Source organism: Sphingosinicella microcystinivorans (genome assembly GCF_027941835.1).
In the GTDB taxonomy this organism is placed as follows: Bacteria; Pseudomonadota; Alphaproteobacteria; order Sphingomonadales; family Sphingomonadaceae; genus Sphingosinicella.
The window spans coordinates 1,746,989-1,768,890 of the sequence record NZ_CP116005.1 but is presented as its reverse complement, the minus strand read 5'-3'; the positions used below and the strand labels follow the sequence as shown (position 1 = coordinate 1,768,890).

At 70.7% G+C, this 21,902-nt stretch carries 21 protein-coding genes; 10 read left to right on the top strand and 11 right to left on the bottom strand.

The window, feature by feature from the left end; all coding sequences use genetic code 11:
• Positions 1-3 precede the first annotated feature (3 nt).
• The 7 genes from PE061_RS08665 to hrpB all read left to right on the top strand — a co-directional run bounded on the left by PE061_RS08665 (position 4) and on the right by hrpB (position 9,311).
• Positions 4-1,539, top strand: a complete 1,536-nt coding sequence (locus PE061_RS08665; RefSeq protein WP_271258690.1) for an NADH-ubiquinone oxidoreductase-F iron-sulfur binding region domain-containing protein — start codon at positions 4-6, stop codon at positions 1,537-1,539.
• Positions 1,536-4,379 carry a formate dehydrogenase subunit alpha gene (gene fdhF, locus PE061_RS08660; protein ID WP_271258689.1) on the top strand — a complete coding sequence of 948 codons (2,844 nt, stop codon included), beginning with the start codon at positions 1,536-1,538 and terminating at the stop codon, positions 4,377-4,379. The genes PE061_RS08665 and fdhF overlap by 4 nt, the downstream gene beginning before the upstream one ends.
• Complete coding sequence (locus PE061_RS08655; RefSeq protein ID WP_271258688.1) at positions 4,376-4,600, top strand: formate dehydrogenase subunit delta; 225 nt, start codon at positions 4,376-4,378, stop codon at positions 4,598-4,600. The genes fdhF and PE061_RS08655 overlap by 4 nt, the downstream gene beginning before the upstream one ends.
• Positions 4,593-5,375 (top strand): formate dehydrogenase accessory sulfurtransferase FdhD, encoded by a 783-nt coding sequence (gene fdhD / locus PE061_RS08650; protein ID WP_271258687.1) that lies wholly within the window; start codon positions 4,593-4,595, stop codon positions 5,373-5,375. The genes PE061_RS08655 and fdhD overlap by 8 nt, the downstream gene beginning before the upstream one ends.
• A gap of 26 nt (positions 5,376-5,401) precedes the next feature.
• Complete coding sequence (gene purU, locus PE061_RS08645; protein ID WP_271258686.1) at positions 5,402-6,265, top strand: formyltetrahydrofolate deformylase; 864 nt, start codon at positions 5,402-5,404, stop codon at positions 6,263-6,265.
• Positions 6,266-6,334: 69 nt separating this feature from the next.
• Positions 6,335-6,766, top strand: coding sequence for an OsmC family protein (locus PE061_RS08640; RefSeq protein WP_271258685.1), 432 nt, complete (start codon positions 6,335-6,337; stop codon positions 6,764-6,766).
• A gap of 103 nt (positions 6,767-6,869) precedes the next feature.
• Complete coding sequence (gene hrpB, locus PE061_RS08635; protein ID WP_271258684.1) at positions 6,870-9,311, top strand: ATP-dependent helicase HrpB; 2,442 nt, start codon at positions 6,870-6,872, stop codon at positions 9,309-9,311.
• Here hrpB and PE061_RS08630 read toward each other — a convergent pair.
• The 9 genes from PE061_RS08630 to PE061_RS08590 form a co-directional block, all read right to left on the bottom strand.
• Positions 9,308-10,291, bottom strand: coding sequence for an ornithine cyclodeaminase family protein (locus PE061_RS08630; protein WP_271258683.1), 984 nt, complete (start codon positions 10,289-10,291; stop codon positions 9,308-9,310). The two genes, hrpB and PE061_RS08630, sit on opposite strands and share 4 nt — an antisense overlap.
• A complete protein-coding gene (locus PE061_RS08625) occupies positions 10,288-11,169 on the bottom strand; it encodes a bile acid:sodium symporter family protein (RefSeq protein ID WP_271258682.1) in 882 nt (293 codons plus the stop codon). The genes PE061_RS08630 and PE061_RS08625 overlap by 4 nt, the downstream gene beginning before the upstream one ends.
• Before the next feature lie 23 nt (positions 11,170-11,192).
• Positions 11,193-12,353, bottom strand: coding sequence for a dipeptidase (locus PE061_RS08620; RefSeq protein WP_271258681.1), 1,161 nt, complete (start codon positions 12,351-12,353; stop codon positions 11,193-11,195).
• Positions 12,350-12,946, bottom strand: coding sequence for a CinA family protein (locus tag PE061_RS08615; RefSeq protein WP_271258680.1), 597 nt, complete (start codon positions 12,944-12,946; stop codon positions 12,350-12,352). Before PE061_RS08615 ends, PE061_RS08620 begins: the two co-directional genes overlap by 4 nt.
• A gap of 8 nt (positions 12,947-12,954) precedes the next feature.
• Complete coding sequence (locus PE061_RS08610) at positions 12,955-13,245, bottom strand: hypothetical protein (protein WP_271258679.1); 291 nt, start codon at positions 13,243-13,245, stop codon at positions 12,955-12,957.
• 69 nt (positions 13,246-13,314) lie between these two features.
• Positions 13,315-14,370, bottom strand: coding sequence for an S-methyl-5-thioribose-1-phosphate isomerase (mtnA, locus tag PE061_RS08605; RefSeq protein ID WP_271258678.1), 1,056 nt, complete (start codon positions 14,368-14,370; stop codon positions 13,315-13,317).
• Positions 14,367-14,987 (bottom strand): acireductone synthase, encoded by a 621-nt coding sequence (gene mtnC, locus PE061_RS08600; protein WP_271259160.1) that lies wholly within the window; start codon positions 14,985-14,987, stop codon positions 14,367-14,369. Before mtnC ends, mtnA begins: the two co-directional genes overlap by 4 nt.
• Before the next feature lie 3 nt (positions 14,988-14,990).
• Positions 14,991-15,530, bottom strand: a complete 540-nt coding sequence (locus PE061_RS08595; RefSeq protein ID WP_271258677.1) for a 1,2-dihydroxy-3-keto-5-methylthiopentene dioxygenase — start codon at positions 15,528-15,530, stop codon at positions 14,991-14,993.
• The gene (locus tag PE061_RS08590) at positions 15,527-16,147 is read right to left on the bottom strand and encodes a methylthioribulose 1-phosphate dehydratase (protein WP_271258676.1); all 621 of its coding nucleotides are present in this window, start codon (positions 16,145-16,147) and stop codon (positions 15,527-15,529) included. The genes PE061_RS08595 and PE061_RS08590 overlap by 4 nt, the downstream gene beginning before the upstream one ends.
• A 65-nt stretch (positions 16,148-16,212) precedes the next feature.
• On the opposite strand from PE061_RS08590, the gene PE061_RS08585 reads away from it, so the two are divergent.
• Entirely contained in the window at positions 16,213-17,370 is a 1,158-nt protein-coding gene (locus PE061_RS08585; protein ID WP_271258675.1) for an aminotransferase, read from the top strand.
• Here PE061_RS08585 and PE061_RS08580 read toward each other — a convergent pair.
• Positions 17,367-18,707: a sensor histidine kinase gene (locus PE061_RS08580; RefSeq protein ID WP_271258674.1), complete on the bottom strand. Its 1,341-nt coding sequence runs from the start codon at positions 18,705-18,707 to the stop codon at positions 17,367-17,369. The genes PE061_RS08585 and PE061_RS08580 overlap by 4 nt on opposite strands.
• Positions 18,697-20,094, bottom strand: coding sequence for a sigma-54-dependent transcriptional regulator (locus tag PE061_RS08575; protein ID WP_271258673.1), 1,398 nt, complete (start codon positions 20,092-20,094; stop codon positions 18,697-18,699). Before PE061_RS08575 ends, PE061_RS08580 begins: the two co-directional genes overlap by 11 nt.
• A gap of 167 nt (positions 20,095-20,261) precedes the next feature.
• Here PE061_RS08575 and PE061_RS08570 point away from each other — a divergent pair, with 167 nt between their 5' ends.
• A complete protein-coding gene (locus tag PE061_RS08570) occupies positions 20,262-20,426 on the top strand; it encodes a hypothetical protein (RefSeq protein WP_271258672.1) in 165 nt (54 codons plus the stop codon).
• 148 nt (positions 20,427-20,574) lie between these two features.
• A complete protein-coding gene (locus PE061_RS08565; protein WP_271258671.1) occupies positions 20,575-21,885 on the top strand; it encodes an efflux RND transporter periplasmic adaptor subunit in 1,311 nt (436 codons plus the stop codon).
• Positions 21,886-21,902: the final 17 nt, after the last annotated feature.

Here is a 21,902-nt window from a genome sequence, read left to right as displayed (position 1 = left end):
GCCATGCGGATTCGCATTTCAGACGATGCGGCGGCGCGCGCGTGCGGCGCGGACGCGGTTGCCGAGGCCTTCGCCAAGGCCGGTCATGCGCCCGAGCGCGTGTCGAGCTGGGGGATGCACTGGCTGGAGCCGCTCGTCGAGGTGGACGGCGTCGGCTACGGCCCGGCGACGCCGGACCGCGCGGGCGACATCCTCGCAGGGAACGCCGACGACCTCTGCATCGGCAGCATCGCGGACCACCCGTTCATCAGGGGCCAGCAGCGCCTCACCTTCGCGCGCTTCGGCAGGACGCGGCCGCTCAGCCTTGAAGACTATGCCGCGACCGGCGGCTGGAAGGGCCTCGAGCGCGCCCGCGCGCTCGGGCCGGACGGCACCATCGCCGAAGTGCTCGCCTCGGGCCTGCGCGGGCGCGGCGGCGCGGGCTTCCCGGCGGGCATCAAGTGGCGCACGGTCGCCGACGCAAGGGCCGCGCGCAAGTTCATCGTCTGCAACGCCGACGAGGGCGACAGCGGCACCTTCGCCGACCGCATGGTGATGGAGGGCGACCCCTTCATGCTCATCGAGGGCATGGCCATCGCGGGCCTCGCCGTGGGCGCGGACAAGGCCTACGTCTACATCCGCAGCGAATATCCGCACGCCGTCGCGAAGATGGAGGTCGCCGCCCGGCTCGCCGCGCCGATGATCGCGCCGTTCGAGGTCGAGATCCGCGTCGGCGCGGGCGCTTACGTGTGCGGCGAGGAAACCTCGCTCCTCAACAGTATCGAGGGCAAGCGCGGCGAGGTCCGCGCCAAGCCGCCGCTCCCCGCGCACGAGGGCCTGTTCGGCTGCCCCACGGTCATCAACAACGTGCTGACGCTTGCCGCCGTGCCGTTCGTGCTGGCGGAGGGCGCGAAGGCCTACGCCGACTACGGCATGGGCCGCTCGCGCGGCACCATGCCGGTGCAGCTTGCCGGGAACATCAAATACGGCGGCCTCTACGAAACCGCGTTCGGCATCACGCTCGGCGAACTCGTGAACGAGATCGGCGGCGGCACCGCCTCCGGCCGCCCGGTGCGCGCCGTGCAGGTCGGCGGGCCGCTCGGCGCCTATATTCCGCGCACGCAGTTCGACCTGCCGTTCGATTACGAGGCGTTCGCCGCGGCGGACGGGCTCATCGGCCACGGCGGCATCGTGGTGTTCGACGACAGCGTGGACATGGCGCGGCAGGCGCGCTTCGCCATGCAGTTCTGCGCGGCGGAAAGCTGCGGCAAGTGCACGCCCTGCCGCATCGGCGCGGTGCGCGGCGTGGAGACGATCGACCGCATCCTCGCGGGCGGGCGCCGCATGGGCACGCTCGAAACCCTGCCGCAGATCCACAACGCGCCGCGCCGCGCGCGGAGCGCCGAGGACGAGATCGCCCTGCTGCGCGACCTCTGCGAAACCATGAAGTTCGGGTCGCTGTGCGCGCTCGGCGGCTTCACCCCCTATCCGGTGCTTTCGGCGCTGAATCACTTTCCCGAGGATTTCGTGGTAGAGTCCGCGCAAGGAAACGCAGCATGACCTATGTCCGCCAGAGCGATTTCGGCACGCCCGCCGTGTCCGCCGACGAAACCGTGACGCTCAGCATCGACGGGCGCCAAGTCACCGTGCCCGCCGGCACCACCGTGATGCGCGCCGCCGCGGAGACCGGCACCGCCATCCCGAAGCTGTGCGCGACCGACAATCTCAAGCAATTCGGCTCCTGCCGCCTCTGCCTCGTCGAGATCGACGGCGCGCGCGGCACGCCCGCCTCGTGCACCACGCCGGTCGCCGAGGGCATGGTCGTCCACACCGAGACGCCGCGCCTGCAGAAGCTGCGGCGCGGCGTGATGGAGCTTTACATCTCCGATCACCCGCTCGACTGCCTCACCTGCTCGGCGAACAACGACTGCGAGCTTCAGGACCAGGCTGCCGCCGTCGGCCTGCGCGACGTGCGCTACGGCTACGAGGGCGACAACCACCTCGCGCTCGACCTCGACACGTCGAACCCCTATTTCGATTTCGATCCGTCGAAATGCATCGCCTGCTCGCGCTGTGTGCGCGCCTGCGACGAGGTGCAGGGCACGTTCGCGCTCACCATCGAGGGGCGCGGCTTCGGCTCGAAGGTGTCGGCGGGCGCGGCGAGCGACGACTTCCTGGCTTCCGAATGCGTCTCCTGCGGCGCCTGCGTGCAGGCGTGCCCCACCGCCACCTTGCAGGAAAAGTCGGTGAAGGCGATCGGGCTACCCGACCGCGCCGTCGTCACCACCTGCGCCTATTGCGGCGTCGGCTGCACCTTCCGCGCCGAGATGCGCGGCGAGCAGCTCGTCCGCATGGTGCCGTGGAAGGACGGCAAGGCCAATCGCGGCCACTCGTGCGTCAAGGGCCGCTTCGCGTGGGGCTACGCGCAGCACGCCGAGCGCATCCTGAAGCCGATGATCCGCGGCAGCATCGACGAACCGTGGCGCGAGGTGGAGTGGGACGAAGCCTTCGCCCACACCGCCTCCGAGCTGAAACGCATCGCCGCGAAGTACGGGCGCGGCGCGCTCGGCGGCATCACCTCGTCGCGCTGCACCAACGAGGAGACCTTCCTCGTCCAGAAGCTGGTGCGCGCGGGCTTCGGCAACAACAACGTCGATACGTGCGCCCGCGTCTGCCACTCGCCGACCGGCTACGGGCTCAAGACCACGTTCGGCACGTCGGCGGGCACGCAGGATTTCGACAGCGTCGAGGCGGCCGACGTCATCCTCGTCATCGGCGCGAACCCCACGGACGCGCACCCGGTGTTCGGCAGCCGCATGAAGCGGCGGCTGCGGCAGGGCGCCAAGCTCATCGTCATTGATCCGCGCCGCATTGATCTCGTCCGTTCCCCGCACATCGTCGCCGAGCACCACCTGCCGCTCCGCCCCGGCACGAACGTCGCGGTGCTGACGGCGATGGCGCACGTCATCGTCACCGAGGGCCTCGCGAACGAGGCCTTCATCCGCGAACGCTGCGACCTCGACGAGTATCAGGACTGGGCGGCGTTCGTGTCGCAGGAGGCGCATTCGCCCGAAACGCTCGCCGCCGTCACCGGCGTCGACCCGGCCGCGCTTCGCGCCGCCGCGCGCCTCTATGCCACGGGCGGCAACGCCGCGATCTATTACGGCCTCGGCGTCACCGAGCACAGCCAGGGCTCCTCCACCGTCATGGCGATCGCCAACCTCGCGATGGCGACCGGCAACATCGGGCGCGCGGGCGTCGGCGTGAACCCCCTGAGGGGCCAGAACAACGTGCAGGGCTCCTGCGACATGGGCAGCTTCCCGCACGAGCTTTCCGGCTATCGCCACATCTCGGACGCCGCGACGCGCAAACTGTTCGAGGACGACTGGGGCGTCGCGCTCGATCCCGAACCGGGCCTCCGTATCCCCAACATGCTCGACGCCGCCGTCGACGGCACGTTCAAGGCGCTCTACATCCAGGGCGAGGACATCCTCCAGTCCGATCCCGATACGCACCATGTCGCGGCGGGCCTCGCCGCGATGGAATGCGTGATCGTCCACGACCTGTTCCTGAACGAGACCGCGAACTACGCGCACATCTTCCTGCCCGGCTCCACCTTCCTCGAAAAGGACGGCACCTTCACCAACGCCGAGCGGCGCATCCAGCCCGTGCGCAAGGTGATGTCGCCGCTCAGCGGCCTCGCCGACTGGGAGGTCACGCAGCGGCTCGCGCAGGCGCTGGGGCTCGACTGGCGCTACACGCACCCGTCCGGGATCATGGACGAGATCGCGCGCCTCACCCCCAGCTTCGCGGGCGTCAGCTTCGCGCGGCTGGATGCGGAAGGCTCCCTGCAATGGCCGGTGAACGCCGCCGCGCCGGACGGCACGCCGATCATGCACGTGGACGGCTTCGTGCGCGGGCGCGGCAAGTTCGTCGTCACCGACTACGTGCCGACCGACGAGCGCACGGGCCCGCGCTTTCCGCTGCTGCTCACCACGGGCCGCATCCTCTCGCACTACAACGTCGGCGCGCAGACCCGCCGCACACCGAACGTCGCGTGGCACCCGGAAGACCGGCTCGAGATCCACCCCTCCGATGCCGAGAACCGCGGCCTCCGGGACGGCGACTGGGTGCGGCTCGCGAGCCGCGCGGGCGAGACGACGCTGCGCGCGCTGGTGACGGACCGCGTGGCGCCGGGCGTCGTCTACACCACATTCCACCACCCGATGACGCAGGCGAACGTCGTCACCACCGACTATTCGGACTGGGCCACCAACTGCCCCGAATACAAGGTCACCGCCGTGCAGGTCAGCGCCTCCAACGGGCCTTCCGACTGGCAGGAGGACTATTCGCGCCGCAGCGAACGCGCGCGCCGCATCGAAGGGATCGCGGCGAAGTGAGCCCGACCGCTAAGCTCGTCTACATGGCGAACCAGATCGCGCGGAACCTGGAAGTCGCCGGGCCGGGCGACGCCGCCCGGCAGACGGCCGCGCACATCGTCGCCTTCTGGGACCCGCGCATGAAGGACATGATCCTCCGCCACCTCGACGCGGGCGGCGAGGGGCTTTCCGACATCGCGCGCGCCGCGATCGCCGAAGTCCGCGCCGGCGCCGATGCCTGACCTTTCTGCGCGGGAAACGCGGTTCACGGAAATCTTCGCGGCGGGCGGCAGCGCGGACATCGCGCGCGCGCTTCCGGTGGAGGCGCCCGTCGCGCTCGAATTCAACGGCATCGCCTATGCGGTGATGATGGCGACGCCCGCGAACCTTTCCGATTTCGTCACCGGCTTCGCGATCACCGAAAGGCTCGTCCGCAGCAAGGCCGACATCGCGGGCATCGACATCGCGGAGACCGACAAGGGCTGGATCGCCCGCGCGCAGCTCGTCCCCGAGGCCGCCGGGCCGGTGATGGAGCGCGCGCGCCGCCGCGTCTCGGAAAGCAGCTGCGGCCTTTGCGGAATCGAGAACCTCGAACACATCGCCCGGCCGCTGCCGCGCATCGCCGTGCCGCTTGGCGTGGAACCGCAGGCGGTCTTCGCGGCGCTCGGTGCGCTCGGCGACCACCAGCCGCTCGGCCGCCGCACCGCCGCCGTCCATGCCGCCGCCTTCTGCGACCTCTCCGGCGCCATCCTCGCCGCGCGCGAGGACATCGGCAGGCACAACGCGCTCGACAAGCTGATCGGCGCGCTCGCCGCCCGCGGCATCCCGGCGGTGGACGGCTTCGTCCTGCTCACCGCCCGGTGCAGCTACGAGCTTGTCGAGAAGACCGTCGTCGCGGGCGCACGCGCGCTCGCCACCATCTCGGCGCCGACAACGCTTGCCATCGACCGCGCGCGTCAGGCAGGGCTCGCGCTTCATGTGCTGACAAGGGAAGATTCACTCTTGCGCGCCATGTAGCGATCGCATTTTCAGGGGATATGTCGATGGACTCCAGCAACATCTGCACGCTGACGCTGTCGTGCGCCGACAAGCCGGGCCTCGTCGCCGCGGTCGCCACGCTGCTTGCCGGAAGCGGCGGCAACATCCTCGACGCGCAGCAGTTCAACGACCAGCTCACCGACCGCTTCTTCATGCGCGTCGTCTTCGATCTCGATCCCGCCGTCACCGGCAAGGCGGAGTTCAAGGCGCGTTTCGCCGCGCTCGCCGCCGGGCACGGCATGGACTGGCGCGTGCGCGCCGCCGCCGAGAAGATGCGCGTGCTGCTGATGGTCTCGAAGTTCGATCACTGCCTCACCGATCTTCTCTACCGTCAGCGCATCGGCGAGCTGGAGATGGACGTGGTGGGCATCGTCTCCAACCACCCGAAGGAGGCGATCGCGCCGCTGAACGGCGACATCCCCTTCCATCACTTGCCGATCGCGAAGGACACCAAGCCCGCGCAGGAAGCCGCGATCAAGCGCATCGTGGAGGGCAGCGGCGCCGAGCTCGTCGTGCTCGCCCGCTACATGCAGATCCTGTCGGACGACCTCGCGGCGTTCCTCGCGGGCCGCTGCATCAACATCCACCACAGCTTCCTGCCCGGTTTCAAGGGCGCCAAGCCCTATCATCAGGCGCACGCGCGCGGCGTGAAGATCATCGGCGCGACGGCGCATTACGTGACCGCCGACCTCGACGAGGGTCCGATCATCGCGCAGGACGTCGAGCACATCAGCCACATGGACACGCCCGACGACCTCGTCCGCAAGGGCCGCGACATCGAGCGCCGCGTCCTCGCCCGCGCCGTCCGCTATCACCTGCAGGACCGCGTGCTGCTGAACGGCGCCACCACGGTCGTCTTCCGGGACTGACCGGCCTTTCGTGGACTCCCGCGCCGAATCTGCATAGCCTCGCGGTCCTTCCATCCACAGGAGCAGGCCATGAAGATCAATCGCAAGGGTTCCGCGCACTGGGAGGGCGGCCTCCGCGACGGGCGCGGGGCCATATCGACGCAGAGCGGCGCGCTCGACAAGCATCCCTACGGCTTCGCCAGCCGCTTCGAGGGCGTGCCCGGCACCAATCCCGAAGAGCTGATCGGCGCGGCGCACGCGGGCTGCTTCACGATGGCGCTGTCGCTGATCCTCGGCGAAGCCGGGCTCACCGCGACCAGCCTCGACACCGCCGCGACGGTGACGCTGGAGCAGAAGGACGGCGGCTATGCGATCACCGCCGTCCACCTCGTGCTCGATGCCGCGATCCCCGGCACGGACGACGCGACGTTCCAGCAGCTCGCCGCGGCCGCGAAGGCGAACTGCCCGGTCTCGAAGCTGCTGAACGCGGAGATCACGCTGGACGCGACGCTCGCCGCCTGAGCCGAACGGGGGAGATCCTTCCCGCTTGAATATACCCCCCTCCCTTGAAGAGGAGGGGCTTTGGAGGTTCCACCGGAAACGGAACGATTCTAGGACGGCAGGCGTGAGCGACGCCCTGCCCATCCATGCCGTTCTGCCCGCGCTGCTCGTGGCGCTGCGCGCGCGCTCCTCCGCCGTGCTCGTCGCGCCGCCCGGCGCGGGCAAGACCACGGCGGTCGCGCCCGTACTCATCACCGAGCCGTGGTGCACGGGGCAGGTGCTGCTGCTCTCGCCCCGCCGCCTCGCCGCGCGCGCCGCCGCCGAGCGCATGGCGGAGCTGGCGAGCGAGCCGGTCGGCAAGACGATCGGCTACGCGACGCGGCTCGACAGCAAACATGGACCCCGCACGCGCGTCCTCGTGCTCACCGAGGGCATCTTCCGCAATCGCATCCAGTCCGATCCCGAACTCACGGGCGTCTCCGCCGTACTGTTCGACGAGATCCACGAACGCAGCCTCGACAGCGATTTCGGCCTCGCGCTGGCGCTCGACGCGCAGGGCGCATTGCGCCCCGACCTCCGCATCCTGCCCATGTCGGCGACGATCGACGGCGCGCGCGTCTCGACGCTGCTGGGCGGCGCACCCGTCATCGAGAGCGAAGGCCGCAGCCATCCGCTCGCCGTCCGCTACCTCGGCCGCACGGCCGGGCAGCGCATCGAGGACGCGATGGCCGCCGCGATCCGCCGCGCGCTCGGCGAGGCCGAAGGCGACCTCCTCGCCTTCCTGCCCGGCGTCGCCGAGATCGAGCGCACCGCCGAGCGGCTGGAGGGGCTTCCCGGCATCACGCTGCACCGCCTGCACGGCAGCCTCGACCCCGCCGCGCAGCGCGCCGCGATCCGGAAAGGCCCGCCCGGCACGCGCAAGGTGGTGCTCGCCACCAGCATCGCCGAGACCAGCCTCACCATCGACGGCGTCCGCATCGTCGTCGATTCGGGCCTCGCCCGCCGCGCCCGCTACGACCGCGGCGGCGGCATGACGCGGCTCGTCACCGAGCGCGCCAGCCAGGCCGCCGTCACGCAGCGCGCGGGCCGCGCCGCGCGGCAGGCGGCGGGCGTCTGCTACCGGCTGTGGGAGGAGGCTGCGACGGCGGGGATGCCGCCGTTCGACCCGCCCGAGATCCTCGAAGCCGACCTGTCCTCGCTCGTTCTCGACTCGGCGATCTGGGGCGCCGCCGATCCGGCGAGCCTGCGCTGGCTCGATCCCCCGCCCGCCGCCGCCGTCGCGGAGGCGCGCGCGCGGCTGCGGCTGCTCGGCGCGCTCGACGCGGAGAACCGCCCGACGCCGCACGGCCGCCGCATCGCCGAGCTGCCGCTGCCGCCGCGTCTCGCGCACATGCTGCTCGCCGCGGCGGCACGCGGCTGGGGCCGGACCGCCGCCGAGGTCGCCGTGCTGCTCTCGGAGCGCGGCCTCGGCGGCAGCGACACCGATCTCGAACAGCGCCTCGTCCGCTGGCGGCGCGAGCGCGGCCCGCGCGCCGACGCCGCGCGCGGCCTCGCCGGGCGCTGGCAGCGCTTGGCGGGCGGCGACGGGAGCGGAGACGGGGACGGCCCCGTCGCCGCGTGCATCGCGCTCGCCTTCCCGGACCGCATCGCGAAGCGGCGCGGCGCGGACGGCACCGACTGGGCCTCCTCCGGCGGACGCGGCTTCCGGCTCGATCCCGCCTCGCCGCTCGCCGCGCAGGCGTATCTGGCGGTCGCCGAGGTGCAGGGTGCGGCCTCCGGCGCGCGTATTCTCGCCGCGTCGGCGATCACGCCCGACCTTATCGAATCGCTGTTCGCCGGCAGCATCGAGACTGCCCGCCGCGTGCGTTTCGACGAAGGCACCGGCGGCATCGTCGCCACCCGCGAACGCCGTCTCGGCAATCTGGCGCTGTCGGCCGGGCAGGACGACAGCCCCGATCCCACCGCCGTGAGCGCCGCGCTTCTCGAAGGCGCGCGCAAGTGCGGCCTCGCGGCGCTGCCGTTCTCCGACCATGCCCGCGCGCTGCAACGCCGCGCCGCCTTCGCGCGTCGCGTCGATCCCGCGATCCCGGACATCGGCGATGAGGCCCTCACGGCCGATCTCGACGACTGGCTGCCGCCGCTCCTCGAAGGCAAGCGCTCGCTCGGCGCCGTCAGCGCGTCCGCGCTCACGCAGATGCTGGACGCCCGCCTCGGCTGGGCGGGCAGGACCGCCGTCGACCGCCTCGCCCCCGAAGCGTTCGTGTCGCCGCTCGGCAGCCGTCACGCCATCGACTACGCGGCGGAGGGCGGCCCGGCGGTGGAGCTTCGCGTGCAGGCGCTGTTCGGTGTCCGCGCGCATCCGGTGGTGGCCGGAAACGTGCCGCTCGTGCTGCGCCTCACCTCACCGGCGGGGCGCCCGATCCAGACCACGACGGACCTGCCCGGCTTCTGGTCGGGAAGCTGGGCGGCGATCGCGAAGGAGATGCGCGGCCGCTATCCGAAGCATCCATGGCCGGACGACCCCGCCGCCGCCGCGCCGACGCTCCGCACCAAGCGCGCCAGCTAGAAGGCGGCCGTCGTCCCGAGCCCCTTGGCGCGCGCCTGCTCGAAGACGTGCCAGCCCGCCGCGAGGTCCTGTACGATGTGGCCGAGCGACTTGTAGATGGTAATTTCATCATCGCCGGTGCGCCCCTCGAGCGTCCCGTCGAATACTTCGCCAATTTCACCCGCCACATGCGCGTCGTCCACCACGCCCGCCGCCTTCGCGTTCAGGAACTCGGCCCCCTGCGCGAGCACGCCCGGACGGTAGTCGGCGATGAAGCGCGACGCCGCGACGAGGTCGTTCGCGATCTCGGCAGGACCGGCACGGCTCGACCCCACGACGTTGATGTGCGTGCCCGGCCTCACGTCGGCGAGGGCGAGGATCGGCTCCACCGCTGCGGTCGTCGTGCAGACGATGTCGGCGTCCCTGACGGCGCCCGCCACGTCGGCCGCGGTTTCGGCGTCGAGGCCAAGCTCCTCGCGCACGCGCAGCGCGAAACGCTTCGCCTGCTCCGCCGAGCGCCCCCACACGCTGACGCCCGTGATCGGACGCACGTGCCGCACCGCCGCGGCGTGCCGCCATGCCTGCTCGCCGTAGCCGAGGATGGCGAGCCGCGACGGACCCGGCCGCGCGAGCGCATCGGTGGCCGCGGCGGACGCGGCGGCGGTGCGGATCGCCGTCACGATGCTGCCGTCGACGATGGCGACGGGCGCGCCGCTTTCGGGCTCGAACAGCACGACGATGCCCTGATGCGAGTGCTTGCCGAGCGCGAAATTGCCCGGATAGACGCTGACGATCTTGGCGCCGAACGTGCCGCCGAGCATCGCGCCCGGCATCACGCCGAAGGCGTTGCCGCCGTCGAGATCGACGATGTTCCTGAGCGGCTGCCGCGTCTCGCCGCGCGCGAGCGCCACCATCGCCTCGCGCACCAGGCGGATGCAGTCCTCATAGCCGAGCAGGCGTTCGACGTCCGCCGCCCCGACGATCAGCAGCGGCGCGCTCATGCGGCCTCCCGGGCGATGCGGGCGCGGAACCAGCGGACGAGGAGCAGGGCGTTCACGATCATGGCGACTCCGTAGATGTTCTGGGTCACGGCGAGCGGCAGGCTGCCCAGCACGGTCAGCGTCAGGAACGTGGCGAGCGTGACGTTCTGCACGCCGACCTCGATGGCGAGCGTCATCGCATCGCGGCGGTTCACGCCGCAGGCGCGCCCGATGCCGAGCCCCGCCGCCATTGCAACGACGTTCATCGTCCAGATCGCGGGGCCCGCGCTCAGCAGGTTCGCGAGCACCATCTCGGCGCTGACGCCCACGGCGAAGGCGATGACGCCGAACAGCACGATCATCGCGACGGGCCGCAACCAGCCGCTCATCCTTTCGGCGGCGTTCGGCGCGAAGCGGCAGACGAGCATCCCCACCGCCACCGGCAGCACGGTGATCCGCGCAAGCTGGAGCATCGTGTCGCCGACCGACAGCGCCGGCACGGTGCCCTCGAGCCCGAAATGACGCAGCCCCCAGTCGAGCAGCACGGGAATCGAGAACACCGTCACGAGGCTGGACATCGCCGTCAGCACCACGGCGAGCGCGACGTTGCCGCGCGCGATGAACGTCAGCGCGTTCGAGGTCGTGCCGGCCGGGCAGATGCCGAGGATGAAGACGCCGAGCGCGAGCGCGGGCGGCAGGCGGAACACGATGCCGATCGCAAGGCCGAGCAGCGGCAGCGCCAGGAGCTGCGCCGCGAGCCCGGCGAGCGCGGCGCGGCCGTCCTTGAACACCAGCCCGAAATCGCCGAGCCTGAGCGTCAGCCCCATGCTGAACATGATGAGCATCAGGCCCACGGGCACGAAGGTCGTGTTGACGAAGGCGATCATCGCGTCGGACATGGAACTCCCCCCCTCCCGTCTCTCTATGCGCCCCAGACGGCCTTTGCATAGGCGACGAAGTTGAGGCCGAGGATCTTTTCGATCCGTGCGTCCGAATAGCCGCGCCGCCGCAGGCGATCGGCGAGGTCGTGGAACTGCGACGGTCCGCGCAGGTCGATCACGAAGGGCAGCGTATCCGGGTTCTCGCCCTTCGCGCCGATCCCCGCCGCGCGCCGGTCCGCGATCTCCTTCGCGATCTTTGCCCTGTAGGCCCCCAGATCGTCGATCGTGGTGATGCCACCGTCGGTGCCGATGCCGACGTGGTCCTCGCCGCAGACGTTCACCGCGTGCTCGATATGCGCCACCACGTCGTCGGCGGTCGCCTTGCTCGTCGGATTGAGGAACGGCATGAAATAGATGCCGACGAACCCGCCCCGTTCCGCGACCAGCCTGAGCTCGGCGTCGGTCTTGTTGCGCGGCAGGTCGGTGAGCGCGCGGCAGCCGGTGTGGTTGATCGAGATCGGCTGCTTCGAGACCCGCGCGGCTTCGAGACAGGTCTTCTCGCCGCTGTGCGACAGGTCGACCATCACGCGGTTCGCGTTCAGCCGCTCCACCACCTCGCGCCCGAACGGTGTCAGGCCGCGGTTCTCCGGCGCCATCGAGCCGTCGCCGACCGCGTTCGCGGGGTTGTAGGTGAGCTGGACGATGCGCACGCCGAGGTTCGCGAACACGTCGGCGCGGCTCGCGTCCTCGCCCAGCATCGTCGTGTTCTGGAAGCCGTAGATGATCCCGATGCGGTTCTCGCGGTTCGCGCGCAGGATGTCCTCCGCGGTCAGCACCTTCAGGAGGTCGGCGGGATGGCGGCGCACGACCGCGTCCCAGTGCGCGATCTCGCGCACGGTCTGCTCGAACGGCGCGTTCGGTCCGAACACGTGGCCGATGGTGATGTTCACGGCGGTGAGGCCCGACGCGCGGGCATCGTCGATCACGCGCCGGTCGATCACGGCGTCGGTGGAGGTCCAGCCGGAGCGTTCCGTCTTCTCCGGCCGCTCGACATTCGGGTTGGAAAGCCCGCCGAGCGCGTTCACGACGATCGCGCCGCGCGGCACGCCCTTGTCAGCGGCAAACGACGGGCCGCCGGCGAGCAGCGCGGCACCCGCACCCCCGACCGCGAGCAACTCGCGCCGGTTGAAAGTCGGAGTCATGCGCCCTCCCGCCTCTGCTCTCCCCACCGCGATAGAGCACGCGCCTTCCGGCACGTAAAGGGCCGAGACGGAGGGAAATCAGGCGGAAGGCGGGAGGCGTCCTCAAGCAGGGCGACGGCGGCCTCGATGCACTTCAGGCGGGTCGCACCGCGGCCGATGTCGCCGAAATGCTCTTCCCGGCACACGGTCGGCTGTCCCCGCCCGGCGCGTGCGAGGTAGACGAGGCCGGGCTCGTCGTCCGCACCCGCTCGTCCGGCGAAGCCCGTGATCGCCAACGCGAGATTGATGTCGGCGCGGGCGAACAGGTTTTCCGCCATGGCGACCGCGACGACACGCGACACCGCGCCGTGCTCCGCGATCAGCCGGGGATCGACGCCGAGCAGCCGCTGCTTCGCCGCGTCGGTGTAGACGACGAGGCCCGACTCGAAGACATGGCCGTAGCCCGGCACGTCCGTGAACAGCGACGCCAGCAGTCCGCCCGTGCAGCTTTCCGCGGTGCCGACCTTCAGGCCCGCCTCATGCAATCGCCGGAGCACGGCATGGACGGCGCGCTCCAGCGGCTCCGGCAGAGCCGGAGACAGGGTTTCCGCCATCGCCCGCTCTAGTAGGCGGGCGGATCGCTGGCGGGAAAGGACTCGTCGACCGCCTGATCGACCTTGTCCCACTCGCGTTTCGGCTTGTCGCGCATCGACTCGTGCCCGGCCGAGCGCGTCTGGTCGAAATTCTCGGGATCGGCCTCGCCGGGCGCGAAGGCCGGAGCGCCGGGCGCCGTCTTGCGGGCGCGGAAAAACTGCCATCCGGCGAACGCCGCCGCGGCTGCGCCGAGCCCGGCGGCCAGCCCGATCCATCCGGTCTTGCTTCGCGTACCGTCACCCATTGCGGTTCCGTACATGGCCTATGATCCTCCGTTCGGGATATGCGCTGTGAGAACGCGCGCCCGCGAAAGGCGTTCCCGATCGTCTCAGGCGCCGAGCGCCGAAGGCGCCAGCAGGCCGCGTTCCGTGATGAAGCCCGTGACGAGGCGGGCGGGCGTCACGTCGAAGGCCGGATTGTACGCGGGCGAGGCCGTCACGCGCACGGTCGCGTGCCCATCCGCGCCGGGGCCGGTGAGCAGCGCAAGCTCGTCGGGATGGCGCTCCTCTATGGGTACGTCGGCGCCGGTGGGCGTGGCGGGATCGAAAGTCGTGTAGGGCAGCGCCACGTAGAAAGGCACATTGTTGTCGTGCGCAGCGAGCGCCTTCAGGTACGTGCCGATCTTGTTGCAGACGTCGCCGTTCGCGGTCACGCGGTCGGTGCCGACGACGACGAGATCGACCTCGCCGCGCTGCATCAGAAGCCCGCCCGTGTTGTCCGCGATCACCGTGTGCGGCACGCCGTGCCCGGCAAGCTCGAACGCGGTGAGCAGCGCGCCCTGGTTGCGCGGGCGCGTCTCGTCCACCCAGACGTGGACGGGGAGCCCCTCGTCCTGCGCCATGTAGATCGGCGCGGTCGCGGTGCCGTAGTCCACGGTCGCCAGCCAGCCGGGGTTGCAGTGGGTGAGGACGTTGAGTGGACGGGAGGGATTTCGCGCGTGGAGATCGCGCAGCAGTTCGAGGCCGTGCGCGCCGATCGCGCGGTTGAGCGCGACGTCCTCGTCGCAGATCGCGTCGGCGCGCGCGAAGGCCGCCTCGCCGCGCACGGCTGGCGGCAGCGGGCGCACCGCCTTCGCCACCTCGTCGAGCGCCCAGCGCAGGTTCACCGCCGTCGGCCGCGCCCCGGCGAGCAGGGCATAGGCGGCATCCAGCGCGGCGTCCGATCCGTCCTCGGCCAGCGCCATCGCGAGGCCGTATGCGGCGGTCGCGCCGATCAGCGGGGCGCCGCGCGTCCACATCTCGCGGATGGCGCGCGCGGCATCGGCGGCGGAGCGCAGGTCCACCCAGACGACCTCCCACGGCAGGCGGCGCTGATCGAGGATGCGCGCGCCCTTGCCGTCCGCGGTGCGTGCGATCGAGCGGCGATGCTCGCCTTCAAGCCTCACAGGCGGATCTCCGCGAACGAGGTTGCATCGCCGTTCCCGGTTTCCCGGTCGACGAGACAGGTCCTGAGGCCCGCCGCGCGCGCGGCCTCGATTTCCGGCACGCTGTCCGACAGGAACAGGATGTCCTCGGGCGGCAGGCCGATCTCCTGCGCGATGCGCCGGTACGAGTCGGCCTCCTTCTTCGGCCCCGTCGTGGTGTCGAAGTAGCCCGAGAACAGCGGCGTCAGGTCGCCCGCGTCGCTGTGCCCGAAGATCAGCTTCTGCGCCGCCACCGATCCCGAGGAATAGACGTAGAGGCGCAGTCCTGCCGCGTGCCAGCGCCGCAGCGCCTCGGCGGCGTCGGCATAGACATGGCCCTTCAGCGTGCCGTCCGCATAGCCTTCCGCCCAGATCAGCCCTTGAAGCGTCTTGAGCGCCGTTTCCTTGCGGTCCTCGTCGATCCAGCGCGTCAGCGTCTCCAGCGCGTCGCCGGGCACGTCCTTCAGGATCGGCGCGGCCTCCTCAGGGTGCGCCGCGATCCAGTCCGCCAGCCGCGCCCGCGCGTAGGGGAACAGCGTGTCGGTGACGAAGGCGATGCTGCTCGTCGTGCCTTCGATGTCGGTGAGGACGGCGCGGATCACTCAGGCGAGCGCCGGCTCGTGGCGCGGGAAGCGGGCGGCGATGTCGTCGCCGGTGAAATGCGCCACCCAGCCTTCGGGATTGATGAACAGGCGGATCGCCGTGAAGCGCGGGGCCGGCCCCATGTCGAACCAGTGCCGCATCCCGGCGGGCACGGCGATGAGGTCGCCCTTCGTGCACAGCATGTTGAACACGCGCCCACCCTCGTGGAGCGTAAACAGGCCTTCGCCGTCCACGAAGAAGCGCACCTCGTCCTCCATGTGGCGATGCTCGGCGAGGAACTTCTGCCGGAACGCGGCGCGGTCGGGATGGTCGGGCGTCATGCTCACCACGTCCACCGCCTGATAGCCGCCGATCGCCTTCAGCCGTTCGATCTCCTCAGCATAGGCCGCGAGCGTGTCGCCGCCCGGTGCGCCCCGCGTCGGCCAGCGCTCGAAGCGCACGCCGATCCCGCCGAGTGCCGCTGCGATCTCCTCCGCATCGGCGGTTTCCAGAAGCGGACGCTCCGGCGCGTCCTCCGCATAGACCGCAAGGTGGCTCATGCTTCCCTCCTCATGCTGCGTTCGGCGACCTCGCACGCGGCGAGCCATTCCGCCGCCTCGATCACGCGCTCGGCCTCCGCGATGTCGCGGCCCCAGCCGTAGAGCCCGTGGCCGCGGATAAGGTAGGCGGGCGGCGGCGCTTCGCGGGCGATATGCGGCGCGATCGCCGCTTCGATCTCGCCCATGTCCTGGCTGTTGTCCACGACCGGGAGCACGATCTCCGCCGCGTGGGTGACGATGCCCGGAAACGCCTTCACGAGTTCGTGCCCCCGGATCGCCCAGTCCGTGCCGAGCAGCCGCGACAGCGCCACCGCCTGCGGCGAATGGCTGTGCAGCACCGCGCCGACCTCCGGGAAGCGCCGGTAGAGCGACAGGTGCAGCGCCGTCTCCGCGCTCGGGCGCTTGCCGTCGAGCGGCGCCCCTCCCGCATCCACGCGCATCACGTCGTCGCGCGTCAGGCGCCCCTTGTGCCGCCCGGAAACCGTCACGGCGAAGCTGCCGTCGTCGAGCCGCGCCGAATAGTTGCCGCTCGTCGCGGGCGCCCAGCCGCGCGCGTCGAATGCGCGCCCCACGGCGACGATGGCGTCGGCCGCCCTTTCGAAAGTGCTTGCAACCATGATGTTTCCTTAACCATCGCGGCGGCGCTGGCGAAGCGGTTTCCGCTCACCTATGAACCATCCTCATGAATCCGCTCTACGCCGACCTGCCGACGACGATCTTCGAGAAGATGTCCGCGCTTGCCCGCGAGACGGGCGCGATCAACCTCGGGCAAGGCTTCCCCGACGCGGGCTGGCCGCGCGACGTGCTGGAAGCGGGCGCACGCGCGCTGACGGACGGCTACAACCAGTATCCGCCGATGCCCGGCCTGCCTGCGCTTCGGCAGGCGGTCGCCGATCATTACCGCCGCCATCAGGGCATCGATCTCGACTGGCAGACCGAGATCACCGTCACCTCGGGCGCGACGGAAGCGCTCGCGGCCTCGATCATGGCGCTCGTCAGCCCCGGCGACGAGGTGCTGCTCATACAGCCGATGTACGACGCCTACCTGCCGATGGTTCGCCAAGCGGGCGGCGTGCCGAAGCTGATCCGCCTCGAACCGCCCGAATGGCGGCTGACCGAGGCGGCGCTCGCCGAGGCGTTCACGCCCCGCACGCGCGTCGTCCTGCTCAACAATCCGCTCAATCCCACGGCGACGATGTTCTCCGATGAAGAGCTGGCGCTGCTCGCCCGCTTCGTCGTCGCGCACGACGCGGTCGTGATCAGCGACGAGGTATGGGAGCATGTCGTGTTCGACGGCCGCGCCCATTCGCCGATCATGGCGCAGCCGGGTATGCGCGAGCGGACGGTGAAGATCGGCTCGGGCGGCAAGATCTTCTCGCTCACCGGCTGGAAGGTCGGCTGGATGTGCGCCGCGCCCAAGCTCAGCCACGCGCTCGCCCGCGCGCACCAGTTCCTCACCTTCACGACGCCGCCGAACCTTCAGGCCGCCATCGCCTACGGCCTCGGCAAGGACGATGCGTACTTCACCGCGATGCGCGCCGATTTCGCCCGCTCGCGCGACCGGCTGGCCTCGGGCCTCGAAGCCGCGGGCTGGAAGACGCTGCCGAGCGCGGGCACCTATTTCCTGTCGGTCGATCTCGCCGCCTCGGGCGTTTCGCTCGACGACGTCGGCTTCTGCGACCGCCTCGCGCGCGAAGGCGATGTCGTCGCCATCCCGGTTTCGGCGTTCTACGCGGAGGCGCCCGTCACCTCGGTGGTGCGCTTCTGCTTCGCCAAGACCGACGCCACCGTCGACGCCGCGCTCGAACGCATGGCGAAGGCGCGCAAGCTCTTCGGTTAGACGATAACCCGGAACAGTGCGCCGCCGCCCTCGGCGTCGGCCACCTCGATCGAGCCGTCGTGCGCCAGCATCACCTGCCGCGCGAAGCTGAGGCCGACGCCCGTGCCGGTCTTCCGCGTCGTGAAGAACGGCAGGAAGATGTCCTGCCGCACCGCCACAGGCACGCCCGCGCCGTTGTCGGCGACGGAGATCATCGTCCGGCCCGCGCGCATCGCGGCGATACGGAGCGCGACGCGCGGCGTCTCCGTATGCGCCGCCGCGGCCTCCGCGGCATTGCGCAGCAGGTTGATGACGACCTGCGCGAGCAGGTCCGGATCGGCGTCGATGACGTGCGTTTCCGGCACGACCTCGACGCCGAGCGCAACGCCGTCCCACTTGCCGTCGGCCTCGAACAGCTGCGCGAGTTCGGCGGCGAACGGCGCCGCCGGCACGGGCCTGCGCGCGATCTGCGGCGGCCGCGTGATCTCGCGGTAGGTCTCGACGAAGTGCATGACCCCGTCGGCGCGGCGGGAGAGCGTTTCCACCGCCTGCCGCGCATCCACGATCACCGGGTCGGCGCCCGTGTCCGCCTCCGCGATCAGTTCGGCGGCGGTGCGCGCCAGCGATGTCACCGGCGTCAGCGAGTTCATGATCTCGTGCGTCAGCACGCGGATGAGGTCGCTCTGCGCCGCCATCTCGATGGCGTTCAGCGACTGCTGGATCACCTGCACCGCGATCACGCGCGTCGCCGCGCCTGTGCGGGCGAGCGTGCCTGCGCGCACGATGGCGCGCTGCGGCCCGACGTCGAGGCTGAGGATGATCGTCAGCGCGCGGCCCGGCTCCAGCGATTCGATCGCGCCGACGAGCGCGTGGCCGTAGGGCTCGAAGTCCGCCGCGCGCACCCCCGTGTGACGGTTGAACAGCCGCCGCGCCGCCTTGTTGACGAGCGTGACGGCGCCGTCAGCGTCGACGGTCAGCATCGCCACCGGCGCATCGTCGACGAGCGCCTCGTAGAAGCGCCCGGCCTCCGACAGCTTCGCCCGCTCAGTCTGGAGCGTGCGCATACCGCCGTCGAGCGCCGCGCCGAGCGCATCGAAGCCGCTGTCCGCGCCGGGCTGCGAGAAGCGCGCCTGCATGTCGCCGAAGCGAACCGCGTCGATGAACCGCGCGATCTCCCTGTTGGTGCGCTGCACGTGCTGCCACAGCGCCCACCCCGCAGCGGCGGCAAGCAGAAGCGCCACGATCCGGACGGCGCCGAGCCCCGGCGTCAGCAGCGACCACGCAAGGCCGGCGAGCGCAAGCAGCGCCAGCGCGAGCCGCAGCGCGAGCCCGAGCGTGAAGCGCTGGTCAAAGCCCATGCTTTTCCATCCGGCGATAGAGCGAGGCGCGGGTGAGGCCGAGTTCGGACGCGGCGAGCGAGATGTTGTAGCGGTGCTTGCGCAGCGCCGCCTCGACCAGCCGCCGCTCGACGCGCTCCAGGTTCATGTCGTCGGCAGCCGGATCGGCGGCGGTCGGCACATGCACGGGGCGCGGCGCATCGCGGCGCAGCGAGAAGTCGTCGATGCCGAGCGGCGCGTCCCCGGCGAGGATCACGGCGCGCTCCACGGCATGGCGCAGCGCCCGCACGTTGCCCGGCCAGTCGTAGGCGACGACGGCGTCCATCACCTCCTGCGGCACCGGCTGCACGGGCTTGCCGTACTTGCGCGCGTAGAGCGCGAGATAGTGCTCGATCAGGATGGGGATGTCGTCGCGGCGTTCGCGCAGCGGCGGCAGCACGATCTCCACCGTGTTCAGCCGAAACAGCAGGTCCTGCCGGAACCGGCCTTCGTCGGCGAGCTGCGCGGCGGAGAGGTTCGTCGCAGCGATCACGCGGATGTCGACCGGCACCGGCTTGTTGGCGCCGACGGGCGTCACCCGGCGCTGTTCGAGCGCCGTGAGCAGCTTCGGCTGCAGATGGAGCGGCAGGTTGCCGACCTCGTCGAGGAACACCGTGCCGCCGTCCGCCGCCTGCAGCCGCCCGATGCGGTCGCTGCGCGCGTCGGTGAAGGCGCCCTTCACGTGCCCGAAGAGTTCCGAATCGATGAGCGTTTCGGAGATCGCGCCGAGATCGACCGACAGCATCACCCGGTCGCGCCGCGCCGATCGGCGGTGCAGCTCGCGCGCCACGAGCTCCTTGCCGGTGCCGTTCTCGCCGAGGATCAGCACGTTGGCCTCCGTGGGCCCGGCGCGGTCGATCAGGTGGAACACGTGGCGCATCGCGCGCGAGCGGCCGAGCAGCGGCGTCTCGCCGCCGGGCGGCGCCGCGATGGCGCTGGCGCGGTGCTTTTCCGTGTTCACCGCCTTGCGCGACTGCCGGAGCGCGGCGGCGGTGCGGACCGTCGCCAGCAGCCGCTCGTTCGACCACGGCTTCGTCACGAAATCGGTCGCGCCGCGCTTCATCGCCTCGATCGCGACCTGCACGCCCGCGTGCGCGGTGATCATCACCACCACGGCCTCGGGGTCGCGCTCCAGGAAGCGCCCCAGCCATTCGAAGCCCTCGGCGGCGTTCGTCGCGCCGCGCGCGAAATTGGCGTCGAGCAGGATCACGTCGGGCGCGCGGCCCGCCGTGGCGGCGAACGCCTCGGCGGGGTCGGCCGCGGTCAGCACCTCGTCGAAGAGCTGCCGCAGCAGCAGCCGCGCCGCGAGCAATATGTCCGTGTCGTCGTCGATGACGACGCAGAGGTCGAAGGGTTTGCTCTCCGCCATGTCCGCTCCCGTACAACCGGTGTCCGGAACCGGACAATCAATATCTGTGCCAGATCGGGGCAGTACAGCGGAAATCGCGGAAATCCGCCATTTCCAGAAACCGGCACGGTTCCTGCGAAGCCATTGCCGCGGCGGTCCCCCGGCCGCCGCAGACAAGGAGAACCGCAATGTCCCCGTTCAGCCGCTTCCGCCTCCCGAGCGCGCTCGGCGCGATCGTCGCCGCAACGCTCGTCACGATTATCAGCGCCGTTCCCGAGGTCGTCCATGCCGGAGACCGCACGCCGTCGTGCGGCGCGCCCGTTCCGTCCTGCTTCGGCCCGGTCCGCTACTGATGGTCGTCCGCGCCGCGACCGTCCGGTTTCGGACAGCAAGTGTCCGGAATCGGACGGTCGCCGAGGCGCAGCCGGCCGGAAAAGCCCGCAATCGTCCGCAAACCGGTCTGGCACGCAGCTTGCTCGGCACCGGCGGAGAGGAAGCCCGATGAGCGTCGTCCGCATCAAGAACGAGACCGAGGCCGCCGGCGCCGTCAGCGGCAGCGGCATGGACCGGGTCATCGAAAGGCGGACGCTCCCGAAGCCGGTCAAATATGCCCTCGGCGGCGCCGTCGCGCTCGCCGTCATCGGCGGCCTCTACGCGGTGGCGCCGGACGGGCAGAGCCAGACCGTTCCCGCCGAACGCATCACGATTTCCACTGTCACCGACGGCCGGTTCGAGGACACGCTTCCCGTCCGCGCGCGGGTGACGCCGCTCGTCAGCGTCTATCTCGACGCCATCGAGGGCGGCCGCGTCGAGAAGGTGCTGGTCGAGGACGGCGCCACGGTCGAGAAGGGCCAGCTCCTCGCCGTGCTCTCGAACGCCGAGCTTCAGCTTTCGGTGCTGGCGCGCCAGACCGAGGTGACGCAGCAGCTCAATTCGATGCGCGCGCTGGAACTTCAACTCTCGCAGACGCGCTTCCAGAACGACCGCGCCCTGCTCGAATCCGAGCTGGCGCTCAGGAAGGCGCAGCGCCAGTACGACCGCGAGGCGCCGCTTGCCGCCAAGGGCTTCGTCGCCGGCAAGACGTTCAAGGACACGTCCGACGAGCTGGACTTCCAGAAGGACCGGCACGGCGTCGTCGCGCGCACACGCCGCACCGACGAGCAGCTCCAGACGAAACAGCTGGCGCAGCTCCGGGAAGCCGCCGCCTCGCTCGAATCGAGCCTCGCGCTCGCCCGCTCCAGCCTCGACGCGCTCAACCTCCGCGCGCCCGTGTCGGGCACGCTCTCCGCGTTCTCGATCCAGGTCGGCCAGTCGATGGCGCGCGGCGAGCGGCTCGGGCAGATCGACAGCGCGGGCCGAAACAAGCTCGCCGCGCCGGTCGACGAATTCCACCTGCCGCGCATCCGGCCCGGTCAGGCCGCCGCCGTCGAATGGCGCGGCAAGACCTATACGCTCACCGTCGCCAAGATCTATCCCACGGTGGTCAACGGCACGTTCGAGATCGACCTGCAATTCAGGGGCGACGAGCCGCCGCAATTGCAGCGCGGGCAGACATTGCAGCCGCGCCTGACGCTCGGCGACCCGTCGCGCGCGCGGCTGATCCCGAACGGCGCCTTCTACAACGACACCGGCGGAAGCTGGGTGTTCGTGGTGACGCCGGACGGCGACAAGGCGGTGAAACGCCCGGTCCGCCTCGGCCGCCGCAACAGCGACTTTGTCGAGGTGCTCGACGGGCTCGATCCCGGCGAGAAGGTGATCACCTCCCCCTACACCGGTTTCGCCGACAAGGACCGGCTCGACCTCGAGACATGAAAGGCCAACCATGACCC